At 73.8% G+C, this 17,946-nt stretch carries 16 protein-coding genes; 5 read left to right on the top strand and 11 right to left on the bottom strand.

Translation table 11 applies throughout. From position 1 onward, the window contains the following. Positions 1 to 33 precede the first annotated feature (33 nt). The gene (gene dxs / locus RKE38_RS16180; RefSeq protein WP_316008499.1) at positions 34 to 1,902 is read left to right on the top strand and encodes a 1-deoxy-D-xylulose-5-phosphate synthase; all 1,869 of its coding nucleotides are present in this window, start codon (positions 34 to 36) and stop codon (positions 1,900 to 1,902) included. Here dxs and RKE38_RS16185 read toward each other — a convergent pair. The 5 genes from RKE38_RS16185 to RKE38_RS16205 form a co-directional block, all read right to left on the bottom strand. Then, the gene (locus RKE38_RS16185) at positions 1,874 to 3,709 is read right to left on the bottom strand and encodes a helix-turn-helix domain-containing protein (RefSeq protein ID WP_316008500.1); all 1,836 of its coding nucleotides are present in this window, start codon (positions 3,707 to 3,709) and stop codon (positions 1,874 to 1,876) included. The genes dxs and RKE38_RS16185 overlap by 29 nt on opposite strands. A 29-nt stretch (positions 3,710 to 3,738) precedes the next feature. Then, positions 3,739 to 4,500: a 3-hydroxybutyrate dehydrogenase gene (locus RKE38_RS16190; protein ID WP_316008501.1), complete on the bottom strand. Its 762-nt coding sequence runs from the start codon at positions 4,498 to 4,500 to the stop codon at positions 3,739 to 3,741. An 87-nt stretch (positions 4,501 to 4,587) separates the two neighbouring features. After that, complete coding sequence (locus RKE38_RS16195) at positions 4,588 to 5,535, bottom strand: hypothetical protein (protein WP_316008502.1); 948 nt, start codon at positions 5,533 to 5,535, stop codon at positions 4,588 to 4,590. 123 nt (positions 5,536 to 5,658) lie between these two features. Continuing rightward, a complete protein-coding gene (locus RKE38_RS16200; RefSeq protein ID WP_316008503.1) occupies positions 5,659 to 6,513 on the bottom strand; it encodes an SDR family oxidoreductase in 855 nt (284 codons plus the stop codon). After that, the gene (locus RKE38_RS16205) at positions 6,510 to 6,938 is read right to left on the bottom strand and encodes a nuclear transport factor 2 family protein (protein WP_316008504.1); all 429 of its coding nucleotides are present in this window, start codon (positions 6,936 to 6,938) and stop codon (positions 6,510 to 6,512) included. Before RKE38_RS16205 ends, RKE38_RS16200 begins: the two co-directional genes overlap by 4 nt. Positions 6,939 to 6,996: 58 nt before the next feature. Between RKE38_RS16205 and RKE38_RS16210 the strand changes: the two genes are divergently transcribed. Continuing rightward, on the top strand, positions 6,997 to 7,635 hold the full coding sequence (locus RKE38_RS16210; RefSeq protein ID WP_316008505.1) for a TetR/AcrR family transcriptional regulator: 639 nt from the start codon (positions 6,997 to 6,999) through the stop codon (positions 7,633 to 7,635). Positions 7,636 to 7,750: 115 nt separating this feature from the next. Here RKE38_RS16210 and RKE38_RS16215 read toward each other — a convergent pair whose 3' ends face one another. From RKE38_RS16215 to RKE38_RS16230, 4 genes are all read right to left on the bottom strand, one after another. Then, on the bottom strand, positions 7,751 to 9,889 hold the full coding sequence (locus RKE38_RS16215) for a 3-hydroxyacyl-CoA dehydrogenase NAD-binding domain-containing protein (protein ID WP_316008506.1): 2,139 nt from the start codon (positions 9,887 to 9,889) through the stop codon (positions 7,751 to 7,753). After that, the gene (locus RKE38_RS16220) at positions 9,886 to 11,103 is read right to left on the bottom strand and encodes a thiolase family protein (RefSeq protein ID WP_316008507.1); all 1,218 of its coding nucleotides are present in this window, start codon (positions 11,101 to 11,103) and stop codon (positions 9,886 to 9,888) included. Before RKE38_RS16220 ends, RKE38_RS16215 begins: the two co-directional genes overlap by 4 nt. Before the next feature lie 124 nt (positions 11,104 to 11,227). Continuing rightward, positions 11,228 to 12,493: an HRDC domain-containing protein gene (locus tag RKE38_RS16225; protein ID WP_410055472.1), complete on the bottom strand. Its 1,266-nt coding sequence runs from the start codon at positions 12,491 to 12,493 to the stop codon at positions 11,228 to 11,230. A 25-nt stretch (positions 12,494 to 12,518) separates the two neighbouring features. Further along, a complete protein-coding gene (locus RKE38_RS16230; RefSeq protein ID WP_310156352.1) occupies positions 12,519 to 13,103 on the bottom strand; it encodes a DUF3000 domain-containing protein in 585 nt (194 codons plus the stop codon). 116 nt (positions 13,104 to 13,219) lie between these two features. Between RKE38_RS16230 and RKE38_RS16235 the strand changes: the two genes are divergently transcribed. Continuing rightward, positions 13,220 to 14,044, top strand: a complete 825-nt coding sequence (locus RKE38_RS16235) for a DMT family transporter (RefSeq protein ID WP_316008508.1) — start codon at positions 13,220 to 13,222, stop codon at positions 14,042 to 14,044. A gap of 33 nt (positions 14,045 to 14,077) precedes the next feature. Here the strand turns inward: RKE38_RS16235 and RKE38_RS16240 are convergent, their stop codons facing one another. Further along, complete coding sequence (locus RKE38_RS16240; protein WP_316008509.1) at positions 14,078 to 14,845, bottom strand: SDR family NAD(P)-dependent oxidoreductase; 768 nt, start codon at positions 14,843 to 14,845, stop codon at positions 14,078 to 14,080. 100 nt (positions 14,846 to 14,945) lie between these two features. Here RKE38_RS16240 and RKE38_RS16245 point away from each other — a divergent pair, with 100 nt between their 5' ends. Beyond that, positions 14,946 to 15,842, top strand: a complete 897-nt coding sequence (locus RKE38_RS16245; RefSeq protein ID WP_316008510.1) for a helix-turn-helix transcriptional regulator — start codon at positions 14,946 to 14,948, stop codon at positions 15,840 to 15,842. Positions 15,843 to 15,851: 9 nt separating this feature from the next. Continuing rightward, positions 15,852 to 16,886, top strand: a complete 1,035-nt coding sequence (gene hemE, locus RKE38_RS16250; RefSeq protein WP_316008511.1) for a uroporphyrinogen decarboxylase — start codon at positions 15,852 to 15,854, stop codon at positions 16,884 to 16,886. A gap of 9 nt (positions 16,887 to 16,895) precedes the next feature. On the opposite strand, the gene RKE38_RS16255 is transcribed toward hemE, so the two are convergent. Continuing rightward, positions 16,896 to 17,924, bottom strand: a complete 1,029-nt coding sequence (locus RKE38_RS16255; RefSeq protein ID WP_316008512.1) for a DUF4349 domain-containing protein — start codon at positions 17,922 to 17,924, stop codon at positions 16,896 to 16,898. Between the last annotated feature and the right edge of the window lie 22 nt (positions 17,925 to 17,946).

Raw genomic sequence — 17,946 nt, forward strand, 5'->3', positions numbered from 1 at the left:
CGAAGGACGCAGCACGGCGAAAGGACGCACCCTGTGGGACTGCTCGAGACGATCGCGAGCCCGGCAGACCTCAAGGCCCTGACGCCTGCCCAGCTCCCGGCCCTGGCCGAGGAGATCCGCACCTTCCTGGTCACCGAGGTCTCCAAGACCGGTGGCCACCTCGGCCCCAACCTGGGTGTCGTCGAGCTCACCATCGCCCTGCACCGCGTCTTCGACAGCCCCACGGACACGATCGTCTTCGACACCGGGCACCAGTCGTACGTGCACAAGCTGCTCACCGGCCGGCACGACTTCAGCCGGCTCAAGAAGAGCGGTGGCCTGTCCGGCTACCCGAGCCGCGCCGAGTCCGAGCACGACGTCGTCGAGAACAGCCACGCCAGCACCGCGCTGTCGTGGGCCGACGGCATCGCCAAGGCCCGTCGCCTGCGCGGTGAGCGCGGCCGGCACACCGTGGCCGTCATCGGCGACGGAGCGCTCACCGGCGGCATGGCGTGGGAGGCGATCAACAACATCGCCGCCGACAAGGACCTGCCGCTGACGATCGTCGTCAACGACAACGAGCGCTCCTACGCCCCGACCATCGGCGGCCTCGCCGAGCACCTCGCGACGCTGCGTACCACCCGGGGGTACGAGCGCTTCCTCGACTGGGGCAAGAGCACCCTGCACCGCACACCCGTCGTCGGCGGTGCGATGTACGAGACGTTGCACGGCATGAAGAAGGGCATCAAGGACATCGTCGCCCCGCAGGGGATGTTCGAGGACCTCGGCCTGAAGTACCTCGGCCCGGTCGACGGCCACGACGAGCAGGCGGTCGAGCAGGCCCTGCGCCGGGCGCGGTCGTTCGGTGGCCCGGTGCTCGTGCACGTCATCACCCAGAAGGGCCGCGGCTACGCGCCCGCCCGCAACGACGAGGCTGACCAGTTCCACGGCGTCGGCAAGTTCAACCCCGAGACCGGCCTGCCGTTCGAGGTCAGCGGCCGCATCTGGACCGACGAGTTCAACGACGAGATGGTCGCGGTCGGTCGGGAGCGCAAGGACGTCGTGGCGCTCACGGCCGCCATGCTCATCCCGGTCGGCCTCGACGGCTTCGCCGCCGCGTACCCCGACCGCGTGTTCGACGTGGGCATCGCCGAGCAGCACGCCGTGACGATGGCCAGCGGCCTGGCGTATGCCGGGATGCACCCGGTCGTCGCCGTGTACGCCACCTTCCTCAACCGGGCCTTCGACCAGCTGCTCATGGACGCGGCCCTGCACCACGCCGGCGTCACCTTCGTCCTCGACCGGGCCGGGGTCACCGGGTCGGACGGTGCCTCGCACAACGGGATGTGGGACATGACCCTGGCCTCGATCGTGCCCGGGCTGCGGCTGGCGGCCCCGCGCGACGGCCAGCAGGTGCGCCTGCAGCTGCGCGAGGCGCTCGAGGTCTCCGACGCCCCCACCGTGCTGCGCTTCCCCAAGGGCGACGTCGGCCCGGCCGTGCCGGCCGTGCGGCAGCAGGGCAGCGTCGACGTGCTGCACGAGACCACGGGGGACTCCTGCGAGCTGCTCGTCGTCGGCGTGGGGGTCTTCGCCTCGCTCGCGGTCGACGTCGCCGCCAAGCTCGAGGCCCAGGGGCACACCGTCACCGCGGTCGACCCGCGCTGGGTGCTGCCGGTCTCTGACGACCTCGTCGAGCTCGCCCGTTCCGCAGGTGCCGTGGCCGTCGTCGAGGACAACCTGGTCAGCGGCGGCGTCGGCGCGGCCGTGACCCTGGCCCTGCGCCAGGCCGGCCTCGACGTGCCGGTGCACCTGCACGGCATACCGAAGCAGTTCCTCCACCACGCCTCGCGCGGTGAGCTCCTCGAGGAGCTAGGCCTCACGGCCGACGCCGTGGCTACGTCGCTCGCCGAGCGCCTTCGCTGAGCAGCCGCAGGCGCAGCGCGAGCTGCAGCTCCAGGGCGGCGTCGGGGCGCTGCCAGTCCCCACCGAGCAGCGCCGTGATGCGTTCGAGGCGCTGGCTGACGGTGTTGACGTGCACGTGCAGCGCCGTCGCCGCGTGCCGCGGGCTGCCCCCGGCGTCGAAGTAGGCCTGGAGCGTCTTGACGAGTTCCGACCCGCGCCGGGCGTCGTAGTCCAGCAGCGGTCCGAGCTGGGTGCGGACGTACCCGTCGATGTCGGGCGTGGAACCCACGACCAGACCGGCGAAGCCCAGGTGGGCCGACGAGGCGCCGTGGCCCTGCAGGCCGAGGGCCACGAGGGCGTCGAGGGTGCGCACCGCCTCCCGCCAGGCTCCCGGGAGGTCGCCGCCGACCGCCACCGGACCGGCGGCACCGACGGTGACGGCGCCCAGTCGTGCCAGCCGCTTCGCGAGCTGCACCGCCGCGGCGTGCGGGTCGTCGGTCGGCAGCAGCGCCACGACGTTGCCGTCGTGCTCACCGACCACCGAGCCGGGCCCCGCTGCGGCGTGGGAGGCCAGCAGCAGCGTGCGACGGGGCGTCTGGTCGTCGGCGTGGGCCACGAGGACCGTGAGGGGGGTCGTGGGGTCGACGCCCTGCGAACGCGCCCGCGCGGCAAGCGTCTGCGGGTCACCCCGGCCGCTCACCAGGTCGCTGACGAGGTCGGTACGGACCCGCTGCTCGGCCTCCGCAGCCGTCCGCTCGAAGAGGAGCACCAGCGCGCACACGACGGCCGCGCGCTCCATCGTCCGGCGGTCGGCGTCGTCGAGCACGCCGGCTCCTCCGAGGACGAGGGCGCCGAGCGGTGTCTGCGGCGCCTTGACGGCGATCGCCCACTGGTCGCGCGCGGCGTCGTGCGCGAGGCGTCCGGTGCCCGAGGTCTCGCGGACGGCGGGCGACTCCGACAGCGCCGGGCCGCCCTTGTCGGTCGCGGCCGGGACGGGCCCGTGGCTGCTCAGCTCCTCGCCCTCGGAGTCGACGAACACCACCCAGCCGCCGAGCAGGTCGCCCAGCGCCTTGGTGATGTCGTCGACGCCGCCGCCGGCCAGCACGAGCTCGGCGAAGCGGTCGTGCGCCGCCGCCGCGCGCTCCACGCCCGAGGTGTGGCGCCGCACCTCCTCGGCGCTGCGGGTCTGCACGATCGAGACGGCCGCCAGGGCCGCCAGCGACCCGAGCAGGGCCACCTGGTCGGGGGAGAACGGCCGCGGCGACCGGTTCGCGGCGAAGAGCACTCCGACGAACTCGTCCTCGACCACGAGGGGCGTGCCGCAGATCGAGACCAGTCCCTCGTCGCCGACGGCGCTGTCGATGGTCCCCGTGTGCTGGAAGCGGTGGTCGTGCAGGTAGTCGGCGCTCCAGTACGGCTTGTGCGTCGAGGCCACCAGGCCGCCGAGGCCGTCGCCGAGGGAGAGCCGGACGTTCTGGAACTCGACGCTGACCGACCCGTCCGTGGCCCGCATGAAGGTGTCGCCGGCCTGCGCGTCGTACAGCGTCAGGTAGCTGACGTCGGTACCCAGCAGGGCCCGGGCCCGGCGCACGATCGCCTCCAGCAGGCCTGCCGGGTCGCGCAGTGACGCCAGGTCGCGCGCGGTCTCGACCAGGGCGGTCAGCTCGGCCTCGCGGCGTCGCCGGGAGTCGAAGGCGGCGCGCACCCGCAGCGCGAGCTCGCGGGCCTCGCCGGAGTCGTCGCGGACAGCACCGAGCTCGGACGCGGGTGCCCCCTCGGCCAGCAGGCGCAGCAGCGTCATCGCGGGGTCGTCGCGGTGCTCGGCCATCGCCCGGGATCCTAGGGGAGCCGGAGCCGTCAGTGGGCCGTCCACCCGCCGTCCATCGCGAACGACGCCCCGGACACCGAGTCGGCAGCGGGGGAGCAGAGGAACGCCACGAGCTCGGCGACCTCCGGCGGCTCGACCAGGCGCTTGACCGCCACCGGGTCGAGCATGACCTTGCCCACGACCTCGTCCTCGCCGATGCCGTGGGTGCGCGCCTGGTCGGCGATCTGCTTCTCCACCAACGGTGTGCGCACGTAGGCCGGGTTGACGCAGTTGCTCGTGACCCCGCGTCCACCACCCTCGAGCGCGGTCACCTTCGACAGGCCCTCCAGCCCGTGCTTCGCCGAGACGTACGCCGCCTTGAACTCGCTGGCGCGCAGGCCGTGGACGCTGGAGACGTTGACGACGCGGCCCCACTGCTGCTCGTACATGTGCGGCAGCACCCGGCGCACGAGGCGGAAGGGGGAGGTGAGCATGAGCCGCAGGATGAGGTCCCACGTCTCGGTGGGGAACTCGTGGATCGGCGCGACGTGCTGGATGCCCGCGTTGTTGACGAGCACGTCGACGTCGCCGGGCAGAGCGTCCACGGCGTCGAGGTCGCTGAGGTCGGTCGCGAGGGCCACGACCCCGCTGTCCTCGAACCGGGCCAGGCCCGCCTCGTCGCGGTCGACCGCGTAGACCTTCGCCCCGGCAGCCGCCAGCCGGTCCACGCAGGCGGCCCCGATCCCGCTCGCGGCGCCGGTCACCAGGGCCGTGCGTCCGGACAGGTCGAGCAGGGCTGGCGTCGTCGGCATGACCGCGAGACTAGGTCTGGCGGGAGGGGCCGAGCATGTGGTGGCCAACCACAGTTCGCCCCGGTCCTGTGTGGGCGCCCGCGATGATCAGGAGGGGTACGGGCGGACCGGGTAGGGGTAGGGGTCGGGGTCGCCGGAGCTGCTGGTGCGCAGCGAGGTCCACGGCGTGGCCGGCGACAGCAGCTCGCCCGGGGCGAGCACCACCAGGCCGCGGGTGTCGATGCACAGCTCTGCGTGGTCGGCCCTGCGGTCGGCCGCCTCGACCGTGGTCCCCTCGAGCGTCGCGAGGTCCGCGGGCTGCTCGACCACGACGACGCAGTCCAGGGCGCCGAGCGGCGACTCCACGGTCGCCGTCCCCAGGGCCGGTCCCTGGCCGCGGACCGCGTCGAGGAATGCCGGCCCGCGCGCCTGGGCCGTCATGGCGGCCGACGCCACGTAGACGAAGGAGTCGGTCACCGTGTCGAACAGGTGCGGCCTGTCGCCGGGGGACTCCTTGCCCGTGATCGTGAAGCAGGACCTCTCCGCGTGGGGGCAGACGGTGACCGGCACGGCGAGGAGCCGTTGCGGGTCGGGGTCCGCCAGCGCCGCGTGGTCGGCATACACGTCCAGGACGGGGCGGTCCTGCGGACCGAGGCGGACGTGGGACCGGGCGCGTCCACGGGTCAGGGTGTACTCCCCGAAGGGGCCCGCGACCGTGGCGGTGAACTCGCGCGCGAGCACGGCGCGGCTGCGGCGCCGGACGGTCTCCACGTCGTCCTCGCCGGCCGGCCGGACGTTCCGCAGGACCGGCTTCCACGTCGTCCAGGCCGTGGCCGGGACGCTGAAGTCCGCCCACCGGCCGGGTCCCGGCGTCACCGGCGTGCCGGTGGCACCGCCCGGGCCGGTGGCTGGCAGGGGCGTCGTGGTCGTCGCGCCGGCGCCGGCCGAGGACGTACCGGAGCCCGTCCCGGGGGACGTCCGGAGGCACGCCGCGGTGGAGCCGGTGACCACGACGGCGATGACCGCGGCGAGGACGGCTCGGTGGGGGCTGGGCACGCAGTGGACTGTGGCAGGTCCCGCCGCGTCGCGTGCCGGGATCGGCCAGGTCCGGCCGGAGGGACGAGCCGACACCGACGGCCGCGCCCGGGCTCTGGTGTGCCGTGAGGTGCCCGCCGGAGGTCAGGCGAGCACTGCCTCGACGTGAGTCGAGGACAGCCACGGGTATGCCGCGTGGGCGGGTGCCGCGTCGAAGGTCATGTCAGTCGTGTCCATGGCGAGGGCCGCCTCGGCGAGGCGGGCGAGCTGCGGTCGTACCGGTCGGGCGAGCACGCGCATCACCCGCAGCGCCGTCCGGGGCACGTGGCGTGGTGCAGTCCCGGGTGCGACCAGCTGGGCGAGCTCGACGAGGGTCAGCTGGTCGGGGCCGCCGACCTCGATGACCTGTCCCCGGAGGCCCGGGTCCACCGCGGCGCGGACCACGGCAGTGGCCATGTCCGTCACCGACACGAAGTTCACCGGGTTCCGGCCCCTGCCGAAGACCTGGACCCGCCCCGCCCGGTTGGCGCTCGATCGCAGGATGTCGCTCCAGGTCTCGACGAACGCGGTGCCACGCACGATCGTCCACGGCACGCCGCTGGACCTCAGGTACGCCTCCGCAGCGCCCTTCATGCGGTGCAGCTCGACGGGGTGGTCCGGACCGGCGCCGACGACCGACACGAGCACGAGGGCCGCCCCCGCAGCGGCTGCGGCATCCACGACGTGGCGGTTGCCGTCGCGGTCGACGGAGGCGGGGGAGGGCTTGCCGGTACCCGCCAGCCCCTGGGCTGCGCACACGGCGACCGTCGCGCCCTCGACGGCCCGCGCGACGGCCGCCGCGTCACGGATGTCGCCCGGCACGAGCTGGGCGCCCGCGTCCGCGAGGTCCGTGGCGGAGGCGGCCCCCTTGGCGTACACGCGGACCGTGTTCCCCTCCGCGAGCAGGCGTCGCACCACCTCGCGTCCCAGGTGGCCGGTGCCGCCGACCACGGTGATCACGGCGCGCCGCCCGAGACAGCCCGGGCCACTGCGTCGTCCGCCGTCGAACCGCTCTCGTCGACGGGTTCGACGTAGAAGCGGAGCCGCCGCACGAGACCGTCGGCGACGGTGAAGACCAGCACGCCGCGGGCCAGGTGCCTGCTGCCGTCGCCCCGGGTGCCGGACATCTCGACCTCCGCCCAGACGTCGTCCCCCTGGGTGACCTGGGCCCGCACCCTGCACGTCATGTCTGGGAGCCCCGCGAACAGCTGGGTCCAGTTCGCGCGCACCTGCTGCGGGCCCCGGAAGCCGCGGTCGGGGTGGGCGGGGGTCTCGTTGACGTAGTCCGGGGCGAAGCAGGCGACCAAGGCCTCCAGGTCGTGCGCGTTGGTCGCTGCGAAGAGCCTGTCGATGGTGCTGGCGGGCGTGGCGTGTGACGTGTCCATGGTGCCTCGATCCCTAATTGGTTACAGTTATCAGTAACCAATACTGGGATGGTGCGCCTTGGCCGAAGCGGTCGTCAAGAGGCGGCGCCCCTACGACTCGTCGGGGCGCCGTGCCGCGGCTGCCGAGCGCCGCCGGGCCGTCGTCGACGCGGCCGCGGGCAGATTCGCGGCACAGGGCTACGCCGGCACCACCGTGGCCGACGTCGCAGCGGACGCCGGGGTGTCCGTGGAGACCGTCTACAAGCAGTTCGGTGGCAAGCCCGGCCTCGTCCGGGCGCTGTGGCTGCAGGCACTCGAGGGCGCAGGGCCCGAGCCGGCGGAGCGCCGGTCGGACGCGGTGTCGAGCACGGCCACGGACCCGCTCGTGGTCCTCGACGCGTGGGCCCGGCTGAGCGCCGAGGTGGCACCACGCGCCGCGCCGGTGCAGCTGCTCGTGCGTGCGGCGGCCGCGAGCGACCCGGCGGTGGCCGACCTGCACGAGGAGCTCGAGGCCGCTCGCCTGCGTCGAATGGCCCACAACGCCAGGGCGATCCGACGCTTCCTGCGACCAGGGCTGTCCACACGCAGGGCGCGTGACGTGCTCTTCGCCATCACCGGCGCCGGGCTGTACGAGACCCTGGTGCTGCAGCAGGGCTGGTCGCTCGAGGACTACGCCGACTTCGTCCGCCGCACCCTGGTGGCGCAGCTGCTCGACTGACCGCGCGGGCCTCGGTCGTCCGCGGGTGCCGCTGAAGGGTTTCGTTCCCCGGACGCCGGAGGGGTGGCGCACGACCGCTGTCGTGCGCCACCCCTCCGGTTGGTGACGTGTCCGCTCAGGCGGGGACGCTGGCCACGCCCGGCGGCAGGAAGCGCGTGCCGGTGACCTTCTCCGAGACGCCCTCGCGGTCGAGCAGCGGCGTGAGGCCGCCGTTCCAGAACTGGAACCCGGCTCCGGTGATCATCGCCAGGTCGAGGTCCATCGGGGCCTGCGCGACGCCCTCGTCGAGCATCCTGCGGGCCTCGTCGGCCAGGACGCCGAGGACGCGCTCGCGAACCTCCTCGGTGGTCAGGACCACCGGGTCGGCAGGCTTGTCGAACAGCGCCTCGACCTCGGGGTCGACGACCGGCTTGCCCTCGGGCCAGGTGTAGATCGCCGGCTTCTTCGCGGCGACGACCTTGCGCAGGTTCTCCGACACGTAGAACCGGTCGGGGAACGCCTTGGCCAGGGTCTCGTTGTTGTGCAACGCGATCGCAGGGCCGACCAGGCCGAGCAGGATGAACGGCGGCATCGGCGCGAGGCCGGCGAACGCACGGTCCGCCACCTCGATCGGCGTGCCCTCGTCGACGACCTTGGCGACCTCGCCCATGAAGCGGCCGAGCAGCCGGTTGACGATGAAGCTGGGGGAGTCCTTGACCAGGATGGTCGTCTTCTTCAGCCCCTTGCCGGTGGCGAACGCCGTGGCGAGGGTCGCGTCGTCGGTCTGCTCGCCCTTGATGATCTCGAGCAGCGGCATGACCGCGACCGGGTTGAAGAAGTGGAAGCCCACGACCCGCTCGGGGTGCGTCAGCTCCGAGGCCATCTCGGTGATCGACAGCGAGGAGGTGTTGGTCGCGAGGACGCACTCCTCACCGACGATCGCCTCGACCTCGGCCCAGACCTGCTTCTTGACCGACATCTCCTCGAAGACGGCCTCGAGCACGAAGTCGGCGTCGGCGAAGCCGTCCTTGGACGTGGAGCCGGTGACCAGGCCCTTGAGCCGGTTCGCTTTGTCCTTGCCGAGACGGCCCTTGGCGAGCAGCTTATCGACCTCGCCGTGGACGTAGCCGACGCCCTTGGCGACGCGCTCCTCGTCCAGGTCGGTCATGACGACCGGCACCTCGAGGTTCTTGGCGAACAGCAGCGCGAGCTGGCTGGCCATGAGGCCTGCCCCGACGATGCCGACCTTGGTGACCTTGCGCGCCAGCGATTTGTCCGGCGCACCAGCGGGCCGCTTGGCGCGGCGCTGCACGAGGTCGAACGAGTACAGCCCGGCGCGCAGCTCGTCGCCCATGACGAGGTCGGCGAGCGCCTCGTCCTCGGCGGCGAAGCCCTCGTCACGGGTGGCCGTGCGGGCCGCCTCGACGAGCTTCAGCGCGCGGTACGGCGCGGGGGACTTGCCACCCGTCTTGAGGTCGACGACACTCTTGGCAGCCTTGAGGGCTGCGGCCCACTCGGCCTCGTCACGGCTGACCTCGGGGCGCTGGACCGTCGTCTCGCCCGAGACGACCTCGGCCGCCCAGAGCAGGGACTCCTCGAGGAAGTCGGCCGGCTCGAACATGGCGTCGGCCATGCCCAGCTCGAAGGCCTGCGGGCCCTTGAGCATGCGGTTCATGTTCATCGGGTTGTCGATGATGACCTTGAGCGCGTTGGCGGGGCCGACGAGGTTCGGGAGCAGCCAGCAGCCGCCCCAGCCGGGGACGAGGCCGAGGAACGTCTCGGGCAGCGCGATCGCCGGCACGCCCGAGGAGATGGTGCGGTAGTCGGCGGACAGCGCGATCTCCACGCCACCGCCCATGGCGGCGCCGTTGACGAACGCGAACGTCGGCACGGGCAGGTCCATGATGCCGGCGAATGCCGCGTGGCCGGCCCGGGCGACACCGAGCGCGTCCTCGCGGGAGCGGGCCTGACCCACGGCCTTGAGGTCGGCGCCGACGGCGAAGATGAACGGCTTGCCGGTGATGCCGACCGCCTGGATCTCGCCCGCGTCGGCGCGCCGGCGCAGCTCGGCCACCGTGGCGACGAGGCCCTCGATGGTCTTGGGCCCGAACGTGTTCGGCTTGGTGTGGTCGAAGCCGTTGTCGAGGGTGACGAGCGCGAGGGTGCCCGCGCCGCCGGGGAGGGTGATGTCGCGGACCGGGGTGTGGGTCACGACCTCCTCGAAGCCCTGGGCGCCCTTGTCCGCCGGGGCCTGCTGCTGGGTGTCCGTGCTCATGCCGCGTCCTCCTTGCCGTAGTCGGCGTGGTTGGGGTTCTCCCAGATCACCGCGCCGCCCATGCCGATGCCGATGCACATCGCGGTCATGCCGTAGCGCACCTCGGGGTGCTCCTCGAACTGGCGGGCGAGCTGGGTCATCAGCCGCACGCCGGAGGAGGCGAGGGGGTGGCCGGTGGCGATGGCGCCGCCGTACTGGTTGACCCGGGGGTCGTCGTCGGCGATGCCGAAGTGGTCGAGGAACGCCAGCACCTGCACGGCGAAGGCCTCGTTGAGCTCGAACAGGCCGATGTCCTCGATCGACAGGCCGGCCTTGCCCAGCGCCTTCTCGGCGGCCGGCACCGGGCCGATGCCCATGACCTCGGGCTCGACACCCACGAAGGCGAAGTCCACGAGCCGCATCCGCACCGGCAGGCCGAGCTCCTCGGCGGCCTCGGCGGAGGCCAGGATGCACGCGGTGGCGCCGTCGTTGAGGCCGGCTGCGTTGCCCGCCGTCACGTTGCCGTGCGGGCGGAAGGGCGTCTTGAGCTGCGCCAGGTCCTCGACGGTCGTGCCGGGACGCGGCGGCTCGTCCTCGGTGGCCAGCCCCCAGCCGAGCTCCTCGTGGCGGGTCGCGACCGGCACGAGGTCGGGCTGCACCTGGTTGTTGGCGTAGGCCTTCGCGAGCTTGTCCTGGGAGGCCACGGCATACGCGTCGCTGCGCTCCTTGGTGAGCTGCGGGAACCGGTCGTGCAGGTTCTCGGCGGTCGAGCCCATGACGAGCGCGGAGGGGTCCACGAGCTTCTCGGCCACGATCCGCGGGTTGGGGTCGACGCCCTCACCCATCGGGTGGCGGCCCATGTGCTCCACCCCGCCCGCGATGGCGACGTCGATGGCGCCGAAGGCGATCGAGGACGCCGTGGTGGTCACGGCGGTCATCGCGCCCGCGCACATGCGGTCGATGGAGTAGCCGGGCGTGGTCTTCGGCAGCCCGGACAGCAGCGCGGCCATGCGGCCGAGGGTGAGGCCCTGGTCGCCGATCTGGGTGGTCGCGGCGATGGCGACCTCCTCCACGCGCTCCGGCGGCAGCTCGGGGTGGCGGCGGATGAGCTCACGGATGCATTTGATGACGAGGTCGTCGGCGCGGGTCTGGGCGTAGATGCCCTTCTCCCCGGCCTTGCCGAACGGCGTCCGGACGCCGTCGACGAACACGACCTCACGCAGAGTGCGGGGCACGAGTGGCCTCCTGTGGAAGGTGGGGGTGACACCGGTATGCCGGTGCGTACCGCTCGATGCTACCCGCGGGTAACCGGTCGGTCACGGCACCCCGGAAGTGAGTGCCGTCACCCGTGTCGGTTCCTCACCCCGCGTCGGCGTCCGGGTGGTCGGCGAAGGCGCGCGTCACCATCGGCGCGACGATGTCGGTCTGCCACCGGCGGGCACCGAGCCGGGCGAGCGCCTCGGCGAAGCCCTCTGCGGTGCGGTCGGCCGGCGGCGTCCAGATGACGCGGCGCAGCGGGTCGGGGGAGAGCACGTTCTCCACGGGTACCCTGCGCTCCTCCGCGAACGCGGTGAGCTCGGCCCGGGCCTGGGACAGCCGGGCGGCCGCGACCGGGTCGCGCTCGGCCCACGCGCGCGCCGGCGGGGGCCCGTCGGACCGCAACGTCATCGGCGGCAGCTTGTCCTCGGGGACCTGACCGGCCCGCGCCACGGCCTCGAGCCACTGGCGCTGGTAGCGGCGCACCGCACGGTGGCCGCCGGGCAGCTGGTCGGGGCTGGACGGCGCCGCCATGGCGATGTCGACGATGGCGGCGTCGGGCAGGACCCGGCCGGGCGAGACGTCGCGGTCCCGGGCGATGGCGTCGCGCGCCTCCCACAGCTCGCGGACCATGGCCGCGGTGCGGCGGTGCCGGACCTTGTGCATCCCGGACGTGCGGCGCCACGGGTCGACGCGCGGGGCGGGACCGGTGAAGTCGAGCAGCGCCTCGAACTCCTCGCGCGCCCAACCGTCCTTGCCCTGGCGGGCGAGGTCGACGCCCATGAGGTTGCGCAGGTCGACGAGCACCTCGACGTCGAGGGCGGCGTACCGCAGCCACGGCTCCGGCAGCGGGCGGGTCGACCAGTCGACGGCCGAGTGCTCTTTGGCCAGCGACAGCCCGAGGTAGTGCTCGACGACGGCGGCCAGGCCGACGCGCGGGAGGCCGAGCAGCCGTCCGGCGAGCTCGGTGTCGAACAGCTGCCGCGGTCGCAGCCCCACCTCGGCGAGGCAGGCGAGGTCCTGGGTCGCGGCGTGCAGGATCCACTCGGCGTTGCCGATGGCCTCGTCGACCGGCGACAGGTCGGGGCAGGCGATGGGGTCGATCAGCCAGGTGCCGGCACCCTCGCGGCGCAGCTGCACGAGGTAGGCGCGCTGGCCGTAGCGGTAGCCGCTGGCCCGCTCGGCGTCGAGCGCCACGGGCCCCTCGCCGGCCCGGATCGCGCGGGCGGCCTCCATCAGCGCCCGCTCGGTCTCCACCACCGGCGGCACGCCGTCGGCAGGCATGTCGAGGGGGACGAGGTCGACCGCCGGGGTGGCGTCGGGCGCCGGGTCCAGCTCGGCGTCACGCGCGGCGTCGGTGTCGGTCACCGGCCCAACCTACCGGCTGGTCCCCTCAGCGGCGTGGGCCCGGGAGGGCGATGACGCCCTCGGGCAGCGGAGGCAGGCCGGCGATGGTGCACAGCAGGTCCGACCACGCGAGCAGGTGTGCCCCCACGTTGCCGGTCACCGGGGTCCACGAGGCGCGCACCTCCATCTCGACGCTGGCCGGCCGGTCGGACAGCCCGGCGAAGCTCTCGGACACCACACGCGTGACCGTGCCGGCCTCGGCGGTGTAGCCGACGTGGTGGCTGTCGAGCGCGTCGACGAGCCAGGACCACCCGACCGCACCGAGCATCGGGTCGGTGGCCAGCTCGGGCTCGAGCTCGGCCCGCGCGAACGTCACCGCACGCCAGGCGCCGTCCCACGGCTCGGGGACCGACGGGTCGTGCAGCAGCACGAACCGTCCCGAGGCGAGCTCGTCCTCGTCGGCGGCCGCACCGACCACCTCGGCGGTGAGGGCCACGGCATACGGGGCGATGCGCTGCGGCGCGGGCACCTCGGTGAGCCGGATCTCGGGGCGCAGGCGCGCTCCACGCAGATCGGCCAACGCCTGCGCGAACTCGGGGGAGTGGTCTCCGGGGACCGTTCGGCTGCCCACCGTCAGAGCGTATGCCGCGGGGTCGCCTATCACAGGCAACGGCACGCCGCGCGGGGTGTCGGACCGCGCGTGGACGCCGTGCCCCGGGGTCGGGGAGGGTCGGTACCGTGCGGGCCATGGTCTCGCTGCTCGCCCTCGCGTCGAGCGCGGTGTGGGGGACCTCGGACTTCTTCGCCGGGCTGTTCTCGCGCCGGCGCCCGGCCGTCGCGGTCGTGGGCTGGACCCAGGGACTGGCCTTCCTCGTCATCAGCGTCGTGGTCCTCACCCAGCTCGGGCACGTGCCGTGGCACGGCTGGCCGCTGTGGTCCGTGGCCGCCGGGCTGTCGGGGCTCACCGGGCTGCTCTGCTTCTACACCGCGCTGTCGACCGGGACGATGGGCGTGGTGGCACCGATCGCCGCCCTGGGGGTCGCGGTGCCGGTGCTGCTCGGCGTGGCCACGGGCGACGAGCCCGGCGCGTGGACCTGGGTGGGCATCCTCGTCGCCGTCATCGGCGTCACCCTCGCCTCGGGGCCCGAGCTCAGCGGTGACGTGTCGCCGCGGCCGGTGGTGCTCGCGGGGGTCGCGGCCGTCGGGTTCGGGCTGGCGCTGTTCTGCATCGACCGGGGCGCGCGCACCTCGACGCTGATGACGCTGTGGGGGATGCGCGCCACCTCCGTCGTCGTCTTCACCGTCGTGGCGCTCGTCGCGCGGTCGGTCGGCGGTGTCGTCGCCCGCGAGCTGCCGGCCCTGCTGGTCATCGGCTGCGGCGACATGCTCGCCAACATCCTCTTCGGCCTCGCCAGCAGCCGCGGGCAGGTCAGCGTCGCGAGCGTCCTGGGGTCGCTCTACCCGGTCGTGACGATCCTGCTGGCACGGGTGGTCCTCAAGGAGCGGCTGCGCGCGATCCAGCGGGTCGGCGCGGTCCTGTCCCTCGTGGGCGCCGCGGTCATCGCCTTCTGAGCGACGACCGCGGCGCGTCCGCGAGGCGCTGCGTCACCAGGGGGCGACGCCGTGCCGGTCGAAGTGCGGTCCCGGGACCGTGTCGGCGGCGGCGGCGGTGACGATCGCGTCCGTGCCCTCGCGGACCGTCTGGGGACCGGAGTGCCCGTTGAGGTCGGTCGCGGTGTACCCGGGGTCGACGGCGCAGACGCGGACACCGGGCAACGCCTTGGCGTAGAGGGTCGTCACCATGTTGAGGGCCGCCTTGGACGACTGGTAGACGAGGCCGGGCACCCTGGACTCGGTCCGTGCCGGGTCGTTCACGTGCTGGATGGAGCCCAGCCCGCTGGAGACCATGACGAGCCGCGGGCGCGACGACGCCGCGAGCAGCGGCAGGAAGGCGTGCGTCACGCGGACCGGACCCAGCAGGTTGACCTCGAGCACGGGCAGGAAGTCCGCGGGGACCGTCTCGAGGGCGGGGCGTCCCGGGCCGAGGACGCCGGCGTTGTTGACGAGGACGTCGAGGCCGGTGCCGGAGCCGTCGACCGCCTCGACGGCCTTGGCGACCGAGTCGTCGTCGGTCACGTCGAGCTCGACGAACCGGACGTCGGCGCCGGGGTGGGCGTCGGCGACCGCCCGGGCGGCCGCCTCGCCGCGCGCTGCGTCGCGGGCGCCCATCCAGACGGTCCAGCCGAGGTCGGCCAGCCGGTGCGAGGTCTCCAGGCCCAGGCCCTTGTTGGCGCCGGTGACCAGGACGGTGGTGGTGCTGTCCGCGGGGTCGTCGGGGAGGGTGGTGTCGGTGGTGTCGGTGGTGGGGGTCATGGCACCACCGTGCGGCCGGCGCGCAGGCCCCGGAAGGGACGGCTGGTCGTGGGAGCGGCAGTCCTACCCAGCGCCGCCCGAGACCGGGGATGCTGGGGGCGTGCCGTCCAGCCGTCCCCAGCTCGCCGCCGTCCTGCGCCGCGCCCGGGAAGCGGTCCGTCCCGAGGACGTCGGCCTCGCGGCGGGGTCGCGCCGCCGGGTGCCCGGCCTGCGCCGTGAGGAGCTCGCGCTCCTGGCCGGGATCAGCGTGGACTACGTGGTGCGGCTGGAGCAGGGCCGGGGACCGCAGCCGTCGAGCCAGGTGCTGGGCGCGCTCGCGCGGGCCCTGCGCCTGGACGTGGACGCCCGGGACGAGCTGTTCCGGCTCGCCGGGACGCCTCCTCCGGAGGCGGGGACGATCGACGTGCACGTCCGTCCCTCGGTGCTCCGCCTGATCGACCGGTTCACGGACCTGCCGGCGTTCGTGCAGAGCGCCAAGGGCGACGTGCTGGCCTGGAACGCCATGTCGGCGGCGCTGCAGGGGGACTGGTCCGGCCTGCGGCCCGAGCAGCGCAACCTCGCCCGCCTGCGGTTCCTGCACGACCCCGCAGGCGAGGCGATGACACCCGTGGGCGGTACTCCCGAGGAGCGTGCCGCGATCGCGCGCCAGAGCGTGGCCAACCTGCGCAGGGCGGCAGCGCGCTACCCGCGCGACCCCGACCTCCAGCGGCTCCTGCGCGACCTGCGGTCGGGGTCGACGGAGTTCGCGGCGCTGTGGGAGGACACCACTGCCGGCGCCTGGCGCAGCCACCGGAAGACGCTGCTCCACCCCGCGGTCGGCCCGCTCACCCTCGAGTGCGACACGCTGCACGTACCCGACACCGACCAGCTGCTCGTCGTCTACTCGGCGGCGCCGGGGACGCCGGAGGCCGACGCCCTGGCCCTGCTGCGGGTGCTGGGGACCCAGCAGCTGCAGGAGCGGGCCGGGGCGTCAGGAGGAGGCGCGCGACCGACCTAGGATTGCCGGGTGACCTCCCCAGCAGACTCCGTCCTCGTCCGGGCCGCCCGACGCCAGCCCGTGCCGCACACCCCGGTGTGGTTCATGCGCCAGGCGGGCCGCTCGCTGCCGGAGTACCGCAAGGTCCGCGAGGGCGTCGGGATGCTCGAGTCCTGCCGCCGCCCCGACCTCGTCACCGAGATCACCCTGCAGCCGGTCCGCCGTCACGGCGTGGACGCCGCGATCTTCTTCTCCGACATCGTCGTCCCGCTCGCGGCGGTCGGCGTCGACCTCGACATCGTCGCCGGTGTCGGACCCGTGGTCGCCAAGCCGGTCCGCACCCGCGCAGACCTCGACCGCCTGCCGGAGCTCACGCCCGACCACGTCCCGTACGTCACCGAGTCCGTCCGGCTGCTGACCGCCGAGCTGGGCGGGACCCCGCTCATCGGGTTCGCCGGCGCGCCGTTCACCCTCGCCAGCTACCTCGTCGAGGGCGGACCGAGCAAGAACCACGAGCACACCAAGGCGCTCATGTACGGCGACCCGCAGCTGTGGCACGACCTGTGCGCCCGGCTCGCCCAGATCTCCGGCGCGTTCCTCGACGTGCAGGCCGCCGCCGGCGCCTCCGCGGTCCAGCTGTTCGACTCCTGGGTCGGCGCGCTGCCCCGGGCCGACTACGAGCGGTTCGTCCAGCCCCACTCGGCGGCGGCGCTCGCCGCGGTGGAGGCACGCGGCATACCGCGCATCCACTTCGGGGTCGGCACCGGTGAGCTGCTCGCCTCGATGGGCGCCGCCGGCGCCGACGTCGTGGGCGTCGACTTCCGGGTGTCGCTCACCGACGCGATCGCCCGCCTCGGCGGGTCGTACGCCGTGCAGGGCAACCTCGACCCCGCCCTCCTCTTCGCGCCCTGGGAGGCCCTCGAGGCCAAGGTCCGCGAGATCGTCGAGGAGGGCCGAGCGGCGCCGGGCCACATCTTCAACCTGGGCCACGGCGTCCTGCCCGACACCGACCCCGACGTCCTGACCCGCGTCGTCGAGCTCGTGCACGAGATCAGCGCCCGCTGACCTCCGCGCTCACTGCGGGAGCGCGGCCGGTGGCGCCGCGAGCGGCCGACGCCGGCGCAGCCACACGAGCACCGGCACGCCCACCAGGGCGAGGAGCACGGCGAACGGGAGCACCGCGCCGACCACGGTGAGGGCCACGGCCGCCGAACCGGTGAAGGCGTCCCACCCGCTGTGCAGGCCCGCGAGGAAGCCGGTGTCGGCCTTCTTCGGCTGCACGACCTCCGGCTGGGTGGTGAGGCTGACCTGGACCGGTGACATCGCGACGCTGTCCTTGAGCGAGGCGAGCTGGGCCTCGAGCGCCTCGAGGTCGGACTGCCGCCGGGTCAGCTCGGCCTCGAGCGCCACGACCTGGTCGAGTCCCTTGGCCTGGTCGAGGAACGCCCGGACCCGCGCCACGCTGACCCGCATGGTCTCCAGCCGGGACTGGGTGTCGACGATCTGCGAGCCGACGTCGTCGCTCGAGGTCGTCGACCGCAGGACGGTGCCGACCGAGGCGAGGTCGGCCACCACGGCGTCGAGCTTGGCGCTCGGCACGGAGATGGTGATCTCGCCGTAGGTGGTGGCGCTCACCTTCGAGCGCTCGGCCAGCGGTGCGGTGCCGTCGGTGGTGCCGATGTTCTCGGCGAGGATGATCCCGTCGGAGGCCGCCGTCGTGGCGCGGACCCGCGCCACCGCCTGCGAGATGTTCTTCACCTCGAGGGCGACGGACGCGCGGCGCGCGAGCTGTTGCTGGGCGGCCCGCAGGCTCGCGGGGGAGACCTGCTGCGCCGCGGAGCCAGAGGCCCCCGAGGCCTTGCCACCGGACGAGGGCTGCGCGGGTGAGCCGGCACGGGAGCCGGAGGACCCGGCCGACCCGGCCGACCCTTCGGTGAGCGACTTCGGCGCGCTGCCGCCCGCGACACCGGCGGAGTCGGACCGGGCGGCGCCCGAGCTGTCGCCGCTCCCGCCCGCGCACCCGGCGAGGGCGAGGACGGCGGCGGCGAGCGCTGCCGTGGCGAGGACGGCGGGACGGTGGAGACGGTGTGTCGGGACTGGCATGACGACCCCCTACGGGTGTGCG

It is taken from the genome of Phycicoccus sp. M110.8, assembly GCF_032464895.1.
In the GTDB taxonomy this organism is placed as follows: Bacteria; Actinomycetota; Actinomycetes; order Actinomycetales; family Dermatophilaceae; genus Pedococcus.

What these genes read in the sequence shown, in the direction of transcription:
- RKE38_RS16205 (WP_316008504.1), bottom strand. Translation starts at nt 6,938, where the DNA reads ATGGACACGTCACACGCCACGCCCGCCAGCACCATCGACAGGCTCTTC.
- RKE38_RS16185 (WP_316008500.1), bottom strand. Translation starts at nt 3,709, where the DNA reads ATGGCCGAGCACCGCGACGACCCCGCGATGACGCTGCTGCGCCTGCTG.
- RKE38_RS16255 (WP_316008512.1), bottom strand. Translation starts at nt 17,924, where the DNA reads ATGCCAGTCCCGACACACCGTCTCCACCGTCCCGCCGTCCTCGCCACG.
- RKE38_RS16240 (WP_316008509.1), bottom strand. Translation starts at nt 14,845, where the DNA reads ATGACCCCCACCACCGACACCACCGACACCACCCTCCCCGACGACCCC.
- RKE38_RS16235 (WP_316008508.1), top strand. Translation starts at nt 13,220, where the DNA reads ATGGTCTCGCTGCTCGCCCTCGCGTCGAGCGCGGTGTGGGGGACCTCG.
- RKE38_RS16190 (WP_316008501.1), bottom strand. Translation starts at nt 4,500, where the DNA reads ATGCCGACGACGCCAGCCCTGCTCGACCTGTCCGGACGCACGGCCCTG.
- RKE38_RS16215 (WP_316008506.1), bottom strand. Translation starts at nt 9,889, where the DNA reads ATGAGCACGGACACCCAGCAGCAGGCCCCGGCGGACAAGGGCGCCCAG.